General features: G+C 62.2%; 1 protein-coding gene (only partly in view). It reads right to left on the reverse strand.

Annotation, left to right across the window (positions count from 1 at the left end; genetic code table 11):
* A protein-coding gene (locus IB266_RS05695) for a non-ribosomal peptide synthase/polyketide synthase (RefSeq protein ID WP_192260506.1) crosses the window boundary here: on the reverse strand, positions 1-16,000 show its 5' portion. 13,031 nt of this gene lie to the left of the window's left edge; only the first 16,000 of its 29,031 coding nucleotides appear in the window; its start codon is at positions 15,998-16,000; its stop codon lies off the left edge, out of view.
* Between the last annotated feature and the right edge of the window lies 1 nt (position 16,001).

The following is a 16,001-nucleotide window of genomic DNA, read 5'->3' on the forward strand; positions in this document are numbered from 1 at the left end:
GCACGTCGGCGCTCAAGCCGGCCTGGCGCATGCGCTCGATCAGCGTGACCGCCAACAGCGAATGGCCGCCCAGTTCGAAGAAATGGTCGTGACGGCCGACGCGTTCGACCTTGAGCACGTCTTGCCAGATCTGCGCCAGGCTGATCTCGACCTCGCCTTGCGGGGCTTCGTAGCCACGGGTGATCAGCGCATCGAGATCCGGTGCCGGCAAGGCCTTGCGGTCGAGCTTGCCGTTGGGGGTCAGTGGCAAGGCATCCAGGCGCACGTAGGCCACCGGCACCATGTAGGCCGGCAACTGCGCTTGCAGGTGCGTGCGCAGGGCTTCGATCTCTACTGTTTCGTCCGGCGAGTGTTGGGTGAAATAGGCCACCAGGCGCTTGTCCCCCGGCACGTCTTCCCGGGCCAGGACTACGGTTTCCTTGATGTTGGGAGCCTGGGCGAGTTTGGCTTCGATCTCGCCCAGTTCGATGCGGAAACCACGGATCTTCACCTGGTCGTCATTGCGGCCCAGGTATTCGATGTTGCCGTCCGGCAGGTAGCGGCCCAGGTCACCGGTTTTGTACATACGGGCGTTTGGAGCCGTGCTGAATGGATCTTTCAGGAAACGCTCGGCCGTCAGGTCATCACGGTTGAGATAACCGCGAGCGACCCCGGCACCACCGATGTAGATTTCGCCCGGCACGCCCAGCGGCACGGGTTGTTTGTGCTCATCCAGCAGATAGAACTGGGTGTTCGCCACCGGTTTGCCGATGTGTGCGGCAAATCCGTCTTCGCGGGCTATCGACACCCAGCTTGAATAGGTCGTGGTTTCCGACGGGCCGTAGAGGTTGCACAGGCGCTTGACCTGGGTCTGCTCGAACAACGTCTCCACCAGGCTGCGCTTGAGCGCTTCACCGGCGACGTTGACCGTGTCGACGCCCTCGCCCAATCCGCCGGATTCCAGCAAGGCCTTGAGCGCCGAGGGCACGGTGTTGATCAGCGTGATGTCGTGCTCGCCCTGTTGCAGTTCCAGCACATTAGTGACCACTTCGATGCTGCCGCCCGAGGTCAGCGGCGCAAAGCACTCGTAGACCGCCAGGTCGAAGTTCAGCGACGTCGAGAACAGGGTTTTCGACAGGATTTGAGCGTCAAATGAACGATGGGCCCAGGTCAGGAAGTTCACCGTGTTGCGGTGCTCGATCATCACGCCCTTGGGCAGACCGGTCGAACCGGAGGTGTAGATGACATAAGCCAGGTGCGAGGACGTCAGCTCAGTGACCTCGGGATTCTGGACGGATTCGTCCTGCCAATCGCCGCTGTCGAGATTGATCACTGCCATCGAGGCATCGCTCAACAAGCCGACTGTAGCGTCCTGGGCCAACACCGCCGCCGGCGCACTGTCTTCCAGCATGTAGGCGATGCGGTCCAGCGGATACGCCGGATCCAGCGGCACATAACCGCCACCGGCCTTGAGAATCGCCAGCAACCCCACGACCATGTCGATGCCACGCTCTACGCAGATCGCCACCCGCGAATCGGGCTTCACCCCCTGCTTGCGCAGGTAATGGGCCAGTCGGTTGGCCCGCTCGTTCAACTCGTGATAAGTCAGGCGCTGCTCGCCACGGATCACCGCCACCGCATCCGGCGTACGCTGGACCTGTTCTTCGAACAAACCATGAACCGTCTGCTGCTGCGGATAATCCGCCTCGGTGGCGTTGAATGTCACCAGCAGTTGTTCACGTTCCAAGGCCGGCAGGATCGACAGGTGCTGCAAAGGCTGGTCCGGCGTCTGCTCGAGCATGCCGACCAGGTTTTCCAATGTGTGCTGCACATAACCACAAAGCCGCTGCGCACCAATGCGTGCCGGGGTCATGACGGTAAAGCTGAACGCTTCGCCCTGATCGTCCACCGACAACGTCAACGGGTAGTTGGTCCGTTCCTCGCTACTGAGTATCTGGATACCGTCCCAGGCCGGCAACAGCTCGATCGCGGTTGTCGCTCCGGTATGACGGTAGTTGAGCAAGGCACTGAACAATGGTGTTGGTGCTTGCACGCCACTGCTACGTTGCGCCAACGCCAAGGAAGCGTGTTCATGGGCCAGCAACGCGGTCAGGCGGGCATGGGTCTCCTTGACGCCGGCACGGACGCCGGCTTGCGCCACGCTCACCCGCAAGGGCAGCGTATTGATGAACATGCCCAACGCCCGATCGGCGCCCTCGCCGCCCTGCATCCGGCCCATCAGCACCGTGCCGAACACCACATCGTCCTTGCCCGACACCTGGCCCAGGACTTGCGCCCAAACCAGGTGATACAGGCTCGCCGCGCTCACCCCGAGCTGACGCGCCTGGACCCGTAACCGGCGACTCAGGTCGGCCGCGACGTCCTGGCGGACCTCCTCGATGTCGCTGCCATCGCCTTGCACATCCTGCAAGCCGAACGGTAGCGTCGGCTCGTCGACGTCGCCGAGCATGTCGCGGAAAAAACGTTCGTGGGCTTCGCCACTCACACCCAGACGGGCCTGGGCCACATAGTTGCGATACGGCATCGCGGCGCCCAACTGCGCCGCCTCTCCCGAGAGACAGGCCTGTATTTCGTGTTGCATCACGTCCAGCGCGGTGTGGTCCAGCGTCATGTGGTGGAACAGCAGCATCGCCAGCCAACGGTCATTATCCGTGTCGTGGGCATGCACAAGACGCAGCATCGGTGCCTGGGTAATATCCAGACGGTGATGCCTGGAATCGAAGCGTTCATACAGTTGCGCCGCGGCATCGCCGTCGACCGGAGCCAGGGCGACCTCTTGCCGTCTCAGCAGCGCTTTGCGCCAGACGATCTGCAAGGGTTGCTCGAATCCCTCCCAACGTATCGACGTCCTGAGAATGTCGTGACGATCGATAACCTGTTGCAACGCGCGCGCGAAGTCCTCCAGACGGTCCTGGGTCTCGAAAGCGAACAGCGTCTGGAGCAGGTAGGGATCGCCCTGCTCGGCCGAGAGGTGATGGTAGAGAATACCTTCCTGTAGCGGGGCCAGCGGATAGATGTCCTGCACATTGCGCGCCCCCCCCGGTACTGTCGATACGATGCGCTCGATGGCGTGCGGGTCCAGAGCGACCAGCGGCAGCATCGCCGGGGTAATGTGTTCACAGTCCAAGGGAATCAAGTTCGCCGGGACACTGACCTCACTGCCACTACCGACGGCGGCGGCCAGCGCGGCCAGGGTCGGTTGACTGAACAGCACGCGCACGTCGGCGCTCAAGCCGACCTGGCGCATCCGCTCGATCAGGCTGACGGCCATGAGCGAATGCCCGCCCAGCTCAAAGAAATTGTCGTAGCGACCCACCTGCTCGACCTTGAGCAGCTCGGACCAGATCCGCGCCAATGCCGTTTCGACTTCGCCTTGCGGGGCTGCGTAGCCGCGTCCCGAATAGGCCTCGCTGTCCGGGACAGGCAAGGCCCGATGGTCGAGTTTACCGTTCGGGGTCAAAGGCAAGGCGTCCAGGCACATGTAGGCCGCCGGCACCATGTGGCTGGGCAGGTGCACCTGCAATTGCTCGCGCAGATTATCGGCTGTCAGCGCTTGATCCAGGGTGTCGTGCGCCGTGTAATACGCCACCAGGCGCTGGTCATCCGGGGCCTCTCCCACCGCGACGACAACGGCCTCCCGGACTCCGGCGCAAGCGCCGAGCCTGGCTTCTATTTCACCCAGCTCGATACGCAAGCCACGGATCTTCAGTTGGCTGTCGTTGCGCCCCAGGTAGTCGATGTTGCCGTCCGGCAAGTAGCGCCCCAGGTCACCGGTGCGGTACATCCGCGCGTCCTGCACAGGGCTGAACGGGTCCTTCACAAAGCGCTCGGCGGTCAATTGCCCACGGTTCAAATAACCCCGGGCAACCCCGGCGCCACCAATGTACAGCTCACCTGCCACGCCGACCGGAACCGGTTGCAGGTGGGCATCGAGCAGGTAGACCTGGGTGTTGGCCACCGGCTTACCGATATGCAACACCGCCTGCGAGGCATCGATCCGCCCCGAGGTAGCCACCACCGTCGTTTCCGTGGGGCCGTAGTTGTTGATCAGTTCGAAGGGCAGATCGGCCGGTAGCTTGCGCAGGCGGTCGCCACCAATCAGCAAGGTGCGCAGTTGATCGTGTCCCAGGTTGCGGCCAAACGCGTATTCGGCAATGGGCGTGGGCAGGAAACACACATCCAGCGCCTGGGCCTGCCACCAGTCGAGTAGCGCGCCGACGTCCTCGCTGCCCGCATGGGCCGGTGGCAACAGCAACGTCGCCCCCGCACACAACGAAGGCCAGATCTCCCAGGCCGCCGCATCGAAACCGAAACCGGCGACACTGGAGGTGCGGCTACCGCGTTTCACATTAAAGGCCTGGCAATGCCAGCCCACCAGGTTGCTGAGGTTGCGATGCTCGACCATCACGCCCTTGGGCAGACCGGTCGAGCCGGACGTGTAGATCACGTATGCCAGGTGACGGGCTTCGAGCCCTGGCACCGCGGGGTTGGAGACGGACTCGTCCTGCCAACCGGCGTTATCGAGATTGATGACCGGCACCGCGCCAGCGGCCAGCAAACCCTGGGTGACGGCCTGCACCAACACCGCAACCGGTGCGCTGTCCTGCAACAGGTAGGCAATACGTTCCGCCGGGTAGGCCGGGTCCACAGGGACATAGCCGGCCCCGGCCTTCAGCACGCCCAACAGGCCGACAACCATTTCCAGGCTGCGTTCGACACAGATCGCCACTCGATCATCGGGGCAGACGCCCAAGGCCAACAGGCGATGCGCGACCTGGTTCGCCCGGGCGTTGAGCTCACAGTAAGTCAGTGTCTGGCCTGCATGCACCACTGCCACCGCTTGCGGGTGTGCCGCGGCCTGGGCCTCGAACTGCCGATGGATCAGCGGGTCATGGGCATAGATCGCCGCTGTCGCGTTCCAGGTTTCAAGGAGTTGCTTACGTTCGGCCAGCGGCAATATTGCCAGGCTGCACATCGGCGTCTGTGGCGCATGCTCCAACGCCTCGACCAGACTTTCCAGCGCCACTTGCATATAGCCGCAGATACGTTGGGCACCCACCCGAGACTCGACCAGCACCGTCAGGCTGAAGTCTTTACCCAGGTCATCGACGCTCATCGTCAACGGATAATTGGTGCGTTCTTCGCTCCCCAGTATCTCGATACCCTGCCAGGCTGACGAGGTTTGCAGCGCAATAGGCTCGGCGACCGAATGACGGTAGTTGAGCAATGCACTGAACAGTGGCGTCGGTGCAGCCACGCCACTGCAACGTTGGGCCAACGCCAGGGAGGCATGTTCATGGCCCAACAAGCCGCTCAACCGCGTATGGGTCGCCAGTACAGCGTCGCGGACGCTTTGCGCACCGACCTGCACGCCAATCGGCAAGGTGTTGATGAACATTCCCAAGGCACGGTCGGCGCCTTCGCCGCCCTGCATCCGCCCCATCAGCACGGTGCCGAACACCACGTCTTCGCGCCCCGAAACCCGACCCAGTACCTGGGCCCAGGCCAGGTGATGCAAGGCTGCCGCACTCACCCCCAGGCGACGGGCCTGGGTCCGCAGGCGTCGACTCAAGTCGGTCGCGATAGCCTGTCGGGCTTCTTCGATACCGCTGCCATCGCCACGAACATCCTGCAGGCCGAACGGCAGCGTCGGTTCGTCGATGTCGCCGAGCATCGCGCGGAAAAACGCTTCGTGCTCTTCACGACTCACACCCAGGCATACCTGGGCCACATAGTTACGGTAAGGCACCGCATCGCCCAACTGACCGGCTTGGCCCGAGAGGTGCGCCTGCATCTCGTGACGCACCACTTCCAGCGCCGTGTGGTCGAGCGCCATGTGATGGAACAGCAAGGTCGCCAGCCAACGCTGGTTGACGGCGTCCTCTGCGAATCGGACGCACATCAACGGCGCCTGGCGGATATCCAGACGGTGGTGACTGACGTCGAAGCTCGCCTTCAACTGGGCGAGAATGTCACCCTCCTCATCGTGCGGGATGACGTGCTCAACACCCAGCACCGCCTTGCGCCAGACCACTTGCACCGGCTCGTCCAGCCCTTCCCAGGCCATGGATGACCTCAAGATGTCGTGGCGGTCAACGACGCTTTGCAGGGCCTGGATGAAAGCGTCGAGGCGTTCGCGGTTGTCGAAGGCGAACTGCGTTTGCAGCACGTAAGGGTCGCCTTGTTCGGATGCGAGGTGATGGTAAAGGATGCCTTCCTGCAAGGGGGCCAACGGATAGATGTCCTGCACGTTGCGCGCACCACCCGGTACGGTGGACACGATGCGGTCGATGGCGTCCTGGTCGAGGCTGGTCAGCGTCAGCATGTCAGGCGTGATCCGCTCGCAGTCGAGCGCGATCCGGTTGACTGGCACCACGATTTCGTTGCTGCCTCCCACTGCCGCCGCCAACGCCGCGAGGGTTGGCTGGCCGAACAATATGCGCACGTCGGCGCTCAAGCCGGCCTGGCGCATGCGCTCGATCAGCGTGACCGCCAGCAGGGAATGCCCCCCCAGTTCGAAGAAGTGATCATGGCGACCGACCTGTTGCAGGCCCAGCAAGTCTTGCCAGATCTGCGCCAGGGTGGTTTCGGTTTCGCCTTGCGGGGCTTCGTAGCCGCGGCTGATGACGGCATCCAGATCCGGCGCCGGCAGCGCCTTGCGGTCGAGCTTGCCGTTCGGCGTCAGTGGTAACGCATCCAGGCGCACGTAAGCCACCGGCACCATGTAGCTCGGCAACAATGCCTGCAGATAGGCGCGCAAGGCTTCGATGTCTACCGACTCGTCTGGCGAATGCTGGGTGAAATAAGCCACCAAGCGTTTGTCGCCCGGTACGTCCTCACGGGCCAGGACTACGGTTTCGTTCAAGGCATCGTGTTGCGCGAGCTTGGCTTCGATCTCGCCCAACTCGATGCGGAAACCACGGATCTTCACCTGGTCATCGTTACGGCCCAGGTACTCGATGTTCCCATCCGGCAGATACCGGCCCAGGTCACCGGTTTTGTACATACGGGCGTTTGGAGCCGTGCTGAATGGATCTTTCAGGAAACGCTCGGCCGTCAGGTCGTCGCGGTTCAAATAACCACGAGCGACCCCGGCACCACCGATGTAGATTTCGCCCGGCACGCCCAGCGGCACGGGTTGTTTGTGCTCATCCAGCAGATAGAACTGGGTGTTCGCCACCGGTTTGCCGATGTGCGCGGCAAACCCGTCCTCGCGAGCCATCGACACCCAGCTTGAATAGGTCGTGGTTTCCGACGGGCCGTAGAGGTTGCACAGGCGCTTGACCTGGGTCTGCTCGAACAACGTCTCCACCAGGCTGCGCTTGAGCGCTTCACCGGCGACGTTGACCGTGTCGACGCCCTCGCCCAATCCACCGGACTCCAGCAAGGCCTTGAGCGCCGACGGCACGGTGTTGATCAGGGTGATGTCGTGCTCGCCCTGTTGCAGTTCCAGCACATTAGTGACCACTTCGATGCTGCCACCCGAGGTCAGCGGCGCGAAACACTCGTAGACGGCCAGGTCGAAGTTCAGCGAAGTCGAGAACAGAGTTTTCGACAACGTGGCGTCATCGAACGAACGATGGGCCCAGGTCAGGAAGTTCACCGTGTTGCGGTGCTCGATCATCACGCCCTTGGGCAGACCGGTCGAACCGGAGGTGTAGATGACATAGGCCAGGTGCGAAGACGTCAGCTCGGCCACCTCCGGATTCTGGACGGATTCGTCCTGCCACAGGCCACTGTCGAGATCGATCACCGGCATCGAGGCTGCTGCCAGCAATTCAAGGGTCGCCGTCTGCGCCAACACCACCGCCGGCGCACTGTCTTCCAGCATGTAGGTAATCCGATCCAGCGGATACGCCGGATCCAGCGGCACATAACCGCCGCCAGCCTTGAGGATCGCCAGCAGCCCAACAACCATGTCGATACCGCGTTCGACGCAAATCGCCACCCGCGAATCGGGCTCCACGCCCTGCTTGCGCAGGTAATGGGCCAGGCGGTTGGCCCGTTCGTTCAACTCGTGATACGTCAGGCGTTGCTCGCCACGGATCACCGCCACCGCATCCGGCGTACGCTGGACCTGGTCCTCGAATAACCCATGAATCGTCTGCTGCTGCGGATAGTCGATCTCGGTGGCGTTGAATGTCACCAGCAACCGATCACGCTCCTGCGCTGGCAAGATCGTCAAATCAGACAATGACGTTCCAGCCGCACACTCCAACGCCACGACCAGGCTCGTCAATGCCGCTTCCATATAGGCGCCGATCCGCCGTGCGCCGATTTCGGCCGCTGCCTGAACGGTCAAGCTGAAGCCTTCGCCGAGATCATCCACGGACAGCACCAGTGGATAGTTGGTGCGTTCTTCGCCACCCACTTCCTCGATCCCTTCCCAGGTCGACGACGCTTGTAACGCATTAGGCTCGGCGACCGAATGACGGTAGTTGAGCAATGCACTGAACAATGGCGTCGGTGCAACCACGCCACTGCAACGTTGGGCCAACGCCAGGGAAGCATGCTCATGGCCCAACAGACCGCTCAGCCGCGCATGGGTCGTCAGCACGCCGTCGCGCACACTTTGTGCACCGACTTGCACACTGATCGGCAAGGTATTGATGAACATTCCCAAGGCCCGGTCGGCCCCTTCGCCGCCCTGCATCCGCCCCATCAACACGGTGCCGAACACCACGTCCTCGCGACCCGAAACCCGGCCCAGCACCTGGGCCCAGGCCAGGTGATACAGGCTCGCGGCACTCACGCCCAATTGGCGCGCCTGCAGGCGCAGACGGCGGCTCAGCTCCGTCGAGATGGCCTGCTGGGCTTCTTCGATACTGCTGCCATCGCCACGGACATCCTGCAAGCCGAACGGCAGCGTCGGCTCGTCGATGTCGCCGAGCATCGCGTGGAAAAACGTTTCGTGCTCTTCACGACTCACACCCAGGCACACCTGGGCCACATAGTTGCGATAAGGCACCGCGTCGCCCAACTGACCAGCGTGGCCCTGCAAGTGCATCTGTATCTCGTGGCGCATCACTTCCAGCGCCGTGTGGTCGAGCGCCATGTGATGGACCAGCAAGGTCGCCAACCAACGCTGGTTGACGGCGTCCTGAGCGAACCGAACGCGCATCAACGGCGCCTGGCGGATATCCAGGCGGTGGTGACTGACGTCGAAGCTCGCCTTCAACTGAGCGAGAATGTCACCCTCCTCATCGTGCGGGATGACGTGTTCAACACCCAGTACCGCCTTGCGCCAGACCACTTGCACCGGCTCGTCCAGCCCTTCCCAGGCCATGGATGACCTCAAGATGTCGTGGCGGTCGATCACACCCTGCAAGGCCTGGGTGAAATCGTCCAGGCGTTCGCGGCTATCGAAGGTGAACTGCGCTTGCAGCACATAAGGATCGCCTTGTTCGGCGGCCAGGTGATGGTAAAGAATGCCTTCCTGCAGCGGCGCCAGCGGATAGATGTCCTGCACGTTGCACGCACCGCCTGGCACCGTCGATACGATGCGGTCGATGGCCTCCTGACTCAACTTCGCCAGCGGCAGCATGGCTGGGGTGATGTGTTCGCAACCCAAAGGAATCAGGTTTGCCGGGACAGTCACCTCGTTGCCAGTGCCCACTGCGGCAGCCAGCGCGGCCAAGGTCGGTTGATTGAATAGTATGCGCACATCGGCGCTCAAGCCGGCCTGGCGCATCCGCTCGATCAGGCTGACGGCCAGCAGGGAATGCCCGCCCAGTTCGAAGAAATGGTCGTGCCGGCCGACGCGTTCGACCTTGAGCACGTCTTGCCAGATCTGCGCCAAGGTGGTTTCGGTTTCGCCTTGCGGGGCTTCGTAGCCACGGGTGATCAGCGCATCGAGGTCCGGTGCCGGCAGGGCCTTGCGGTCGAGCTTGCCGTTCGGCGTCAGTGGCAACGCATCCAGGCGCACGTAGGCCACCGGCACCATGTAGGCCGGCAATTGCGCTTGCAGGTGCGTGCGCAGGGCTTCGATCTCTACTGTTTCGTCCGGCGAGTGTTGGGTGAAATAGGCGACCAGGCGCTTGTCGCCCGGCACATCTTCCCGGGCCACGACCACGGTTTCCTTGATGTTGGGAGCCTGGGCGAGCTTGGCTTCGATCTCCCCCAGTTCAATGCGGAAACCACGGATCTTCACCTGGTCGTCATTGCGGCCCAGGTACTCGATGTTCCCGTCCGGCAGGTAGCGGCCCAGGTCACCGGTTTTGTACATACGGGCGTTTGGAGCCGTGCTGAATGGATCTTTCAGGAAACGCTCGGCCGTCAGGTCATCACGGTTGAGATAACCGCGAGCGACCCCGGCACCACCGATGTAGATTTCGCCCGGCACGCCCAGCGGCACGGGTTGTTTGTGCTCATCCAGCAGATAGAACTGGGTGTTCGCCACCGGTTTGCCGATGTGTGCGGCAAATCCGTCTTCGCGGGCCATCGACACCCAGCTTGAATAGGTCGTGGTTTCCGACGGGCCGTAGAGGTTGCACAGGCGCTTGACCTGGGTCTGCTCGAACAACGTCTCCACCAGGCTGCGCTTGAGCGCTTCACCGGCGACGTTGACCGTGTCGACGCCCTCGCCCAATCCACCGGACTCCAGCAAGGCCTTGAGCGCCGACGGCACGGTGTTGATCAGCGTGATGTCGTGCTCGCCCTGCTGCAGTTCCAGCACATTAGTGACCACTTCGATGCTGCCGCCCGAGGTCAGCGGCGCGAAGCATTCATAGACGGCCAGGTCGAAGTTCAGCGACGTCGAGAACAGGGTTTTCGACAACGTGGCGTCATCGAACGAACGATGGGCCCAGGTCAGGAAGTTCACTGTGTTGCGGTGTTCGATCATCACGCCCTTGGGCAGACCGGTCGAGCCTGAGGTGTAGATGACATAAGCCAGGTGCGAGGACGTCAGCTCAGTGACCTCGGGATTCTGGACGGATTCGTCCTGCCAATCGCCGCTGTCGAGATTGATCACTGCCATCGAGGCATCGCTCAACAAGCCGACTGTAGCGTCCTGGGCCAACACCGCCGCCGGCGCACTGTCTTCCAGCATGTAGGCAATCCGATCCAGCGGATACGCCGGATCCAACGGCACATAACCGCCGCCAGCCTTGAGAATCGCCAGCAATCCAACAACCATGTCGATACTGCGTTCGACGCAAATCGCCACCCGCGAATCGGGCTCTACGCCCTGTTTGCGCAGGTAATGGGCCAGGCGGTTGGCCCGCTCGTTCAACTCGTGATAAGTCAGGCGCTGCTCACCCCGGATCACCGCCACCGCATCCGGCGTACGCTGGGCCTGTTCTTCGAACAAACCATGAACCGTCTGCTGCTGCGGATAATCCGCCTCGGTGGCGTTGAATGCCACCAGCAGTTGCTCGCGTTCCAATGCCGGCAAAATCGTCAAATCCGCCAGGGGCGATTCAACCGCACGCTCCAACGCCGCCGCCAGACTCGTCAATGCCGCTTCCATATAGGCGCCGATACGCCGCGCGCCGATTTCGACCACCGCTTGAACGGTCAGGCTGAAGCCGTCACCGAGATCGTCCACGGACAGCGTCAGCGGATAGTTGGTGCGTTCTTCGCCACTCAGAATTTGCGCCCCGGCCCAGCGACGCCCTTCACCGACCGCCTTGGGTGCCTGCGCCGCCACGGCAGTCTGCCGGTAATTCATCAGCGCGCTGAACAAGGGGGTCGGCGCCGCGACACCGCTGCAACGCTGCGCCAGGGACAATGGCGCGTGTTCATGCCTCAGCAGGGTCGCCAACCGTGCGTGGGTCGCTTTCAGCGCGGCCAATACCCCCTGCCCCCCCGCTTCGACGCGCAAGGGCAGTGTGTTGACGAACATGCCCAGGGCATGGCCGGCTTCCTGCCCACTGTGCAGGCGGCCCATCAGCACCGTGCCGAACACCACATCCTGGCGACCGGACAAACGCCCCACCACCTGACCCCAAGCCAGGTGATGCAGGCTGGCCGTACTCACTCCCAGGCGCCGCGCCTGGGTACGCAACCGCTGGGCCAGATCGGCGGCCAGCGGCAACACCGTCTCTTCGACACCGACGCCGTCGCCCTGCACATCCCGCAGACCGAACGGTAATGTCGGCTCGTCTATGTCCCCCAGCATCTCGCTGAAGAACGCCTCATGGTGTTCCTGATTGCCGGCCAACCGCACCTGCGCCACATAGTTGCGGTAAGGCACCGATACCGGAAGTTCGGCCGAACGGCCCTCCAGATGCGCCTCGATCTCCTTGCCCAGCATCCCCAGGGAGGTGGCGTCGTCAATCAGGTGATGGAACAACAACACCGCGACCCAGTTGCCGTGGGCGACATCTTCGGTGAAATGAAGGCGCATCATCGGCGCCTGGCGCAGATCGAAGCGGGTGTGACGTGGATCGAAACGGCGCTGCATCTGGCCAGCGATATCACCTTCAGCCACGTCCAGCCCGAGCTCTTCGACCATCAGTTGTGCCTGGCGCCAGACCACTTGGACCGGCTCGCCCAAGCCCTCCCACGCCACCGAGGTACGCAGAATGTCATGGCGCTCGATCGCCACTTGCAAAGCCTGCACAATAGCATCGAGCTGTTCGCGACTGTCGATGCGCAACAGAATCTGCAACAGGTACGGATCGCCTTCCTCGGTCGCCAGGTGGTGATACAGGATGCCTTCCTGCAACGGCACAAGCCCGTAGATATCCTGGACATTGTCCACGCCGCCCGGCACTGCCGCGACCACTCGATCGATCTCGTCCTGGGTCAGCGTTGCCAGTGGCAGCATGTCCGATGTGATGCATTCGACCCCGTGGGCAATCATGTTGTCCGGCACCACGATGCCCTTGCTGACACCCGTGGCGGCGGCCAGCGATGCCAACGTCGGCTGGCCAAACAGAACCCCCACATCGGCGTGCAGCTTGACCTGGCGCATGCGTTCGATCAGCTTGACCGCCAGCAAGGAGTGGCCGCCCAGTTCGAAGAACCGATCGTGTCGACCCACCTGTTCCACACCAAGCAGTTCGGCCCAAAGCCTGGCCAGGACAGTTTCCACTTCGCCTTCCGGGGCTTCGTAGCTGCGCCGGGCATAGGCCTGTGAATCGGGCGCCGGCAGGGCTTTGCGGTCCAGCTTGCCGTTGGTCGTCAATGGGAGCGCATCCAGCAACACGAATGCACTCGGCACCATGTAGTCCGCCAACAAGCCCAGCAATTGGTCTCGCAGGTCAGCCACCGAGAGTTGCCGACCTGCGTCGGCCACCACATAAGCCACCAGGCGCTTGTCCCCCGGGTTGTCTTCCCGGGCGATCACCACCGCTTCGCGCACCTGCGCGCATACCGCCAGCTTCGCTTCGATCTCGCCCAGTTCAATGCGGAAACCACGGATCTTTACCTGTTCATCGTTGCGCCCCAGGTATTCCAGTTCACCATTTTTCAGCCAGCGGCCAAGGTCTCCGGTACGGTACATTCGCCCATGAGCCCCACCGTCGAACGGGTCGGCCAGGAATCGCGCTTCGTCAAGCTGGGGCCGGTTCAAGTAACCCCGCGCCACGCCAGCGCCCCCCACATACAACTCGCCCTCCACGCCTACTGGCACCGGTTGGCCGTACTTGTCGAGCAGGTACAGGCGCAGATCGGGAATCCGCTTACCGATCGGGCTGACGCCGGTCAACTGCGCATCCGCGGCACACAACGCACGATAAGTCACATGCACAGTCGTTTCGGTGATGCCGTACATGTTCACCAGTTGTGTCCCGGCATTGGTCGCACGGGCATACCACGGCTTGAGCATGCTGGTTTCCAGCGCTTCACCGCCAAAGATCACCTGGCGCAGGCTGTGGCACAGGTCGCTGTCACCCTGGGCCGCGATCAACTGCCGGAAAGCACTTGGCGTCTGATTCAGCACCGTGACCCCGGCCTCGCACAACAGCGCATAGCAGTCTTGGGGAGAACGGCTGACCAGTTGCGGCACCACCAGCAGACGGCCGCCGTGGGTCAACGCGCCCCAGATTTCCCAGACCGAGAAATCGAAGGCGAAGGAATGAAACAGCGCCCACACGTCCTGCGGGCCAAAGTCGAACCAGGGCTGGGTCGCCGAGAACAGCCGCGCGACGTTGCGGTGCTCGACCATCACCCCCTTGGGCAACCCGGTCGAACCCGAGGTGTAGATCACGTAGGCCAAGTGGTGTGAGGCCAGGGTGCGCACATCAGGGTTGTAGCGTGGCTGTGCGGTGATACCCGCCGCATCGGCCTGGTCAAGCAACAACACCGGAACTTGCGACGCCGGCAGTTGAACCTGCAGCGTCGATTGAGTGAGCAAAGCAACCGGCGCACTGTCGTCGAGCATGAATGCCAGGCGCTCCTGGGGATAGGCCGGATCCAGCGGCACATAGCCGGCACCGGACTTCAGAATGCCCAACAACCCGATGATCATGTCCAGACCGCGCTCAACACAGATCGCCACGCGGTCGTCCGGGCGGACTCCGAGGATCAACAGCCGGTGCGCCACCTGATTCGCCCGGGCGTTGAGTTCGCCATAAGTCAGGCAACGGTCTTCATGCACCACCGCTACCGCGTCAGCCCGCACCCGCGCCTGCGCTTCGAACAGCCCATGGATCGTGTGGTCATGCTCATACGTGCGCGCATCGCTCGCGTTCCAGGCCTGGAGCATGTCCGCTTCGGCCGCAGTCGGCAGAACGAAGCCTTCGATCGGCAATGTATCGTCACGCAAGCCCTGCTCCAGCACATGCATGAATCGGTCGGCCATCGACTCGATTTCATCGGCCTGGAAATAGCTTTCGTTGTAGATCCAGTGCAGCCAGGCATTGTCGTCGTGCGGGTTGCTTCGGATATGGATGGACAGCGGCATCTGTTCCTGGCCGTTCGAGCCCATCACAAAATGAGCCGGCGCCTGTCCGAACATGAACCGACGATCTTCCTGCTCATAGGAAAACGAAACGTCGAACAGTTGCGCGCGGTTATCGCGCCGCAACTCTAGCGAACGGTTCATCTCGCTCAGGGGGAACCGCTGGTTGCGATAGTCCTGTTTGAGTGTGCGGGTCACGCCACGTATCAACTCACCAAATGACAAGTCGCTGGCGAACTTGAAGCGCACGGCACTGACCTGCGTGAACAACCCCGCCGTTTTCTTGAAGGTTGCATTGGGGCGGTTCAGGATCGGCAGGCCGATCACCAACTCATCACGCTGGGTGGTCCGTATGAAAAAGACATACAGTGCAGCCAGCAGCACCGAAAAACGTGACGCCTGATGCGCTTGCGCCAGGACATCGATTCGATCGCTCAAAGTGTGGGCGAAGCGATACAAGGCTTGAGCACTGGGAGCCAGGACCCCGGGTGGCTGATCGTGGTGACGCGCGATGAACAGTGGATCCGGAACGTCCTGGTATTTGTCCAGCCAGTACGCCTCATCGAGCTTGAAACGAGGGGAGTCACGATAGCGGGCATCCTCGTCGATGAATCCGACATAGGACGGTGCCGACAAGTCAGGCGGCTGGTCGTTCTCCAGGGCGTCATAGAGTTCGCCCAGCGAAGTCAGCACCAGACCGACGCCCCACCCGTCCAGGATGATGTGGTGAAGGTGCATCACAAAATAAAACGATGCGTCACCGAGTTTAGCCAGATAGAACCGGAACAACGGGCTTTCATCCAACCTGATGGCGACCGCCATCCTTTGTTGCATCCAGGCATGGACCGCTGCCTCTGGGTCGGGCCGATCGGAAAAATCCAGCACGGGAACCCGCGCCTCCAATGTCTCGGCCATTGTTTGCATGGGCACGCCGTCGGCGCCGTAATGCAATACCGTACGCAGGGCATCATATTTCTCAATCAACAGGTCGACCGCCCGCTGAAAACGCTCCGGGTCGACGGCGCCCTGGATATGGAGATAGCCACCAATGTTGTACAGGGGAGAATCGCCCTTGGTCATCTGGTCCAGCCAGATGTCCCGCTGCGCTGTCGTCAGAGGGTAACTTGTCGAGAGCTGGAAAAACTGATTCATA

The organism is Pseudomonas sp. Pdm06 (assembly GCF_014851795.1).
In the GTDB taxonomy this organism is placed as follows: Bacteria; Pseudomonadota; Gammaproteobacteria; order Pseudomonadales; family Pseudomonadaceae; genus Aquipseudomonas; species Aquipseudomonas fluorescens_AA.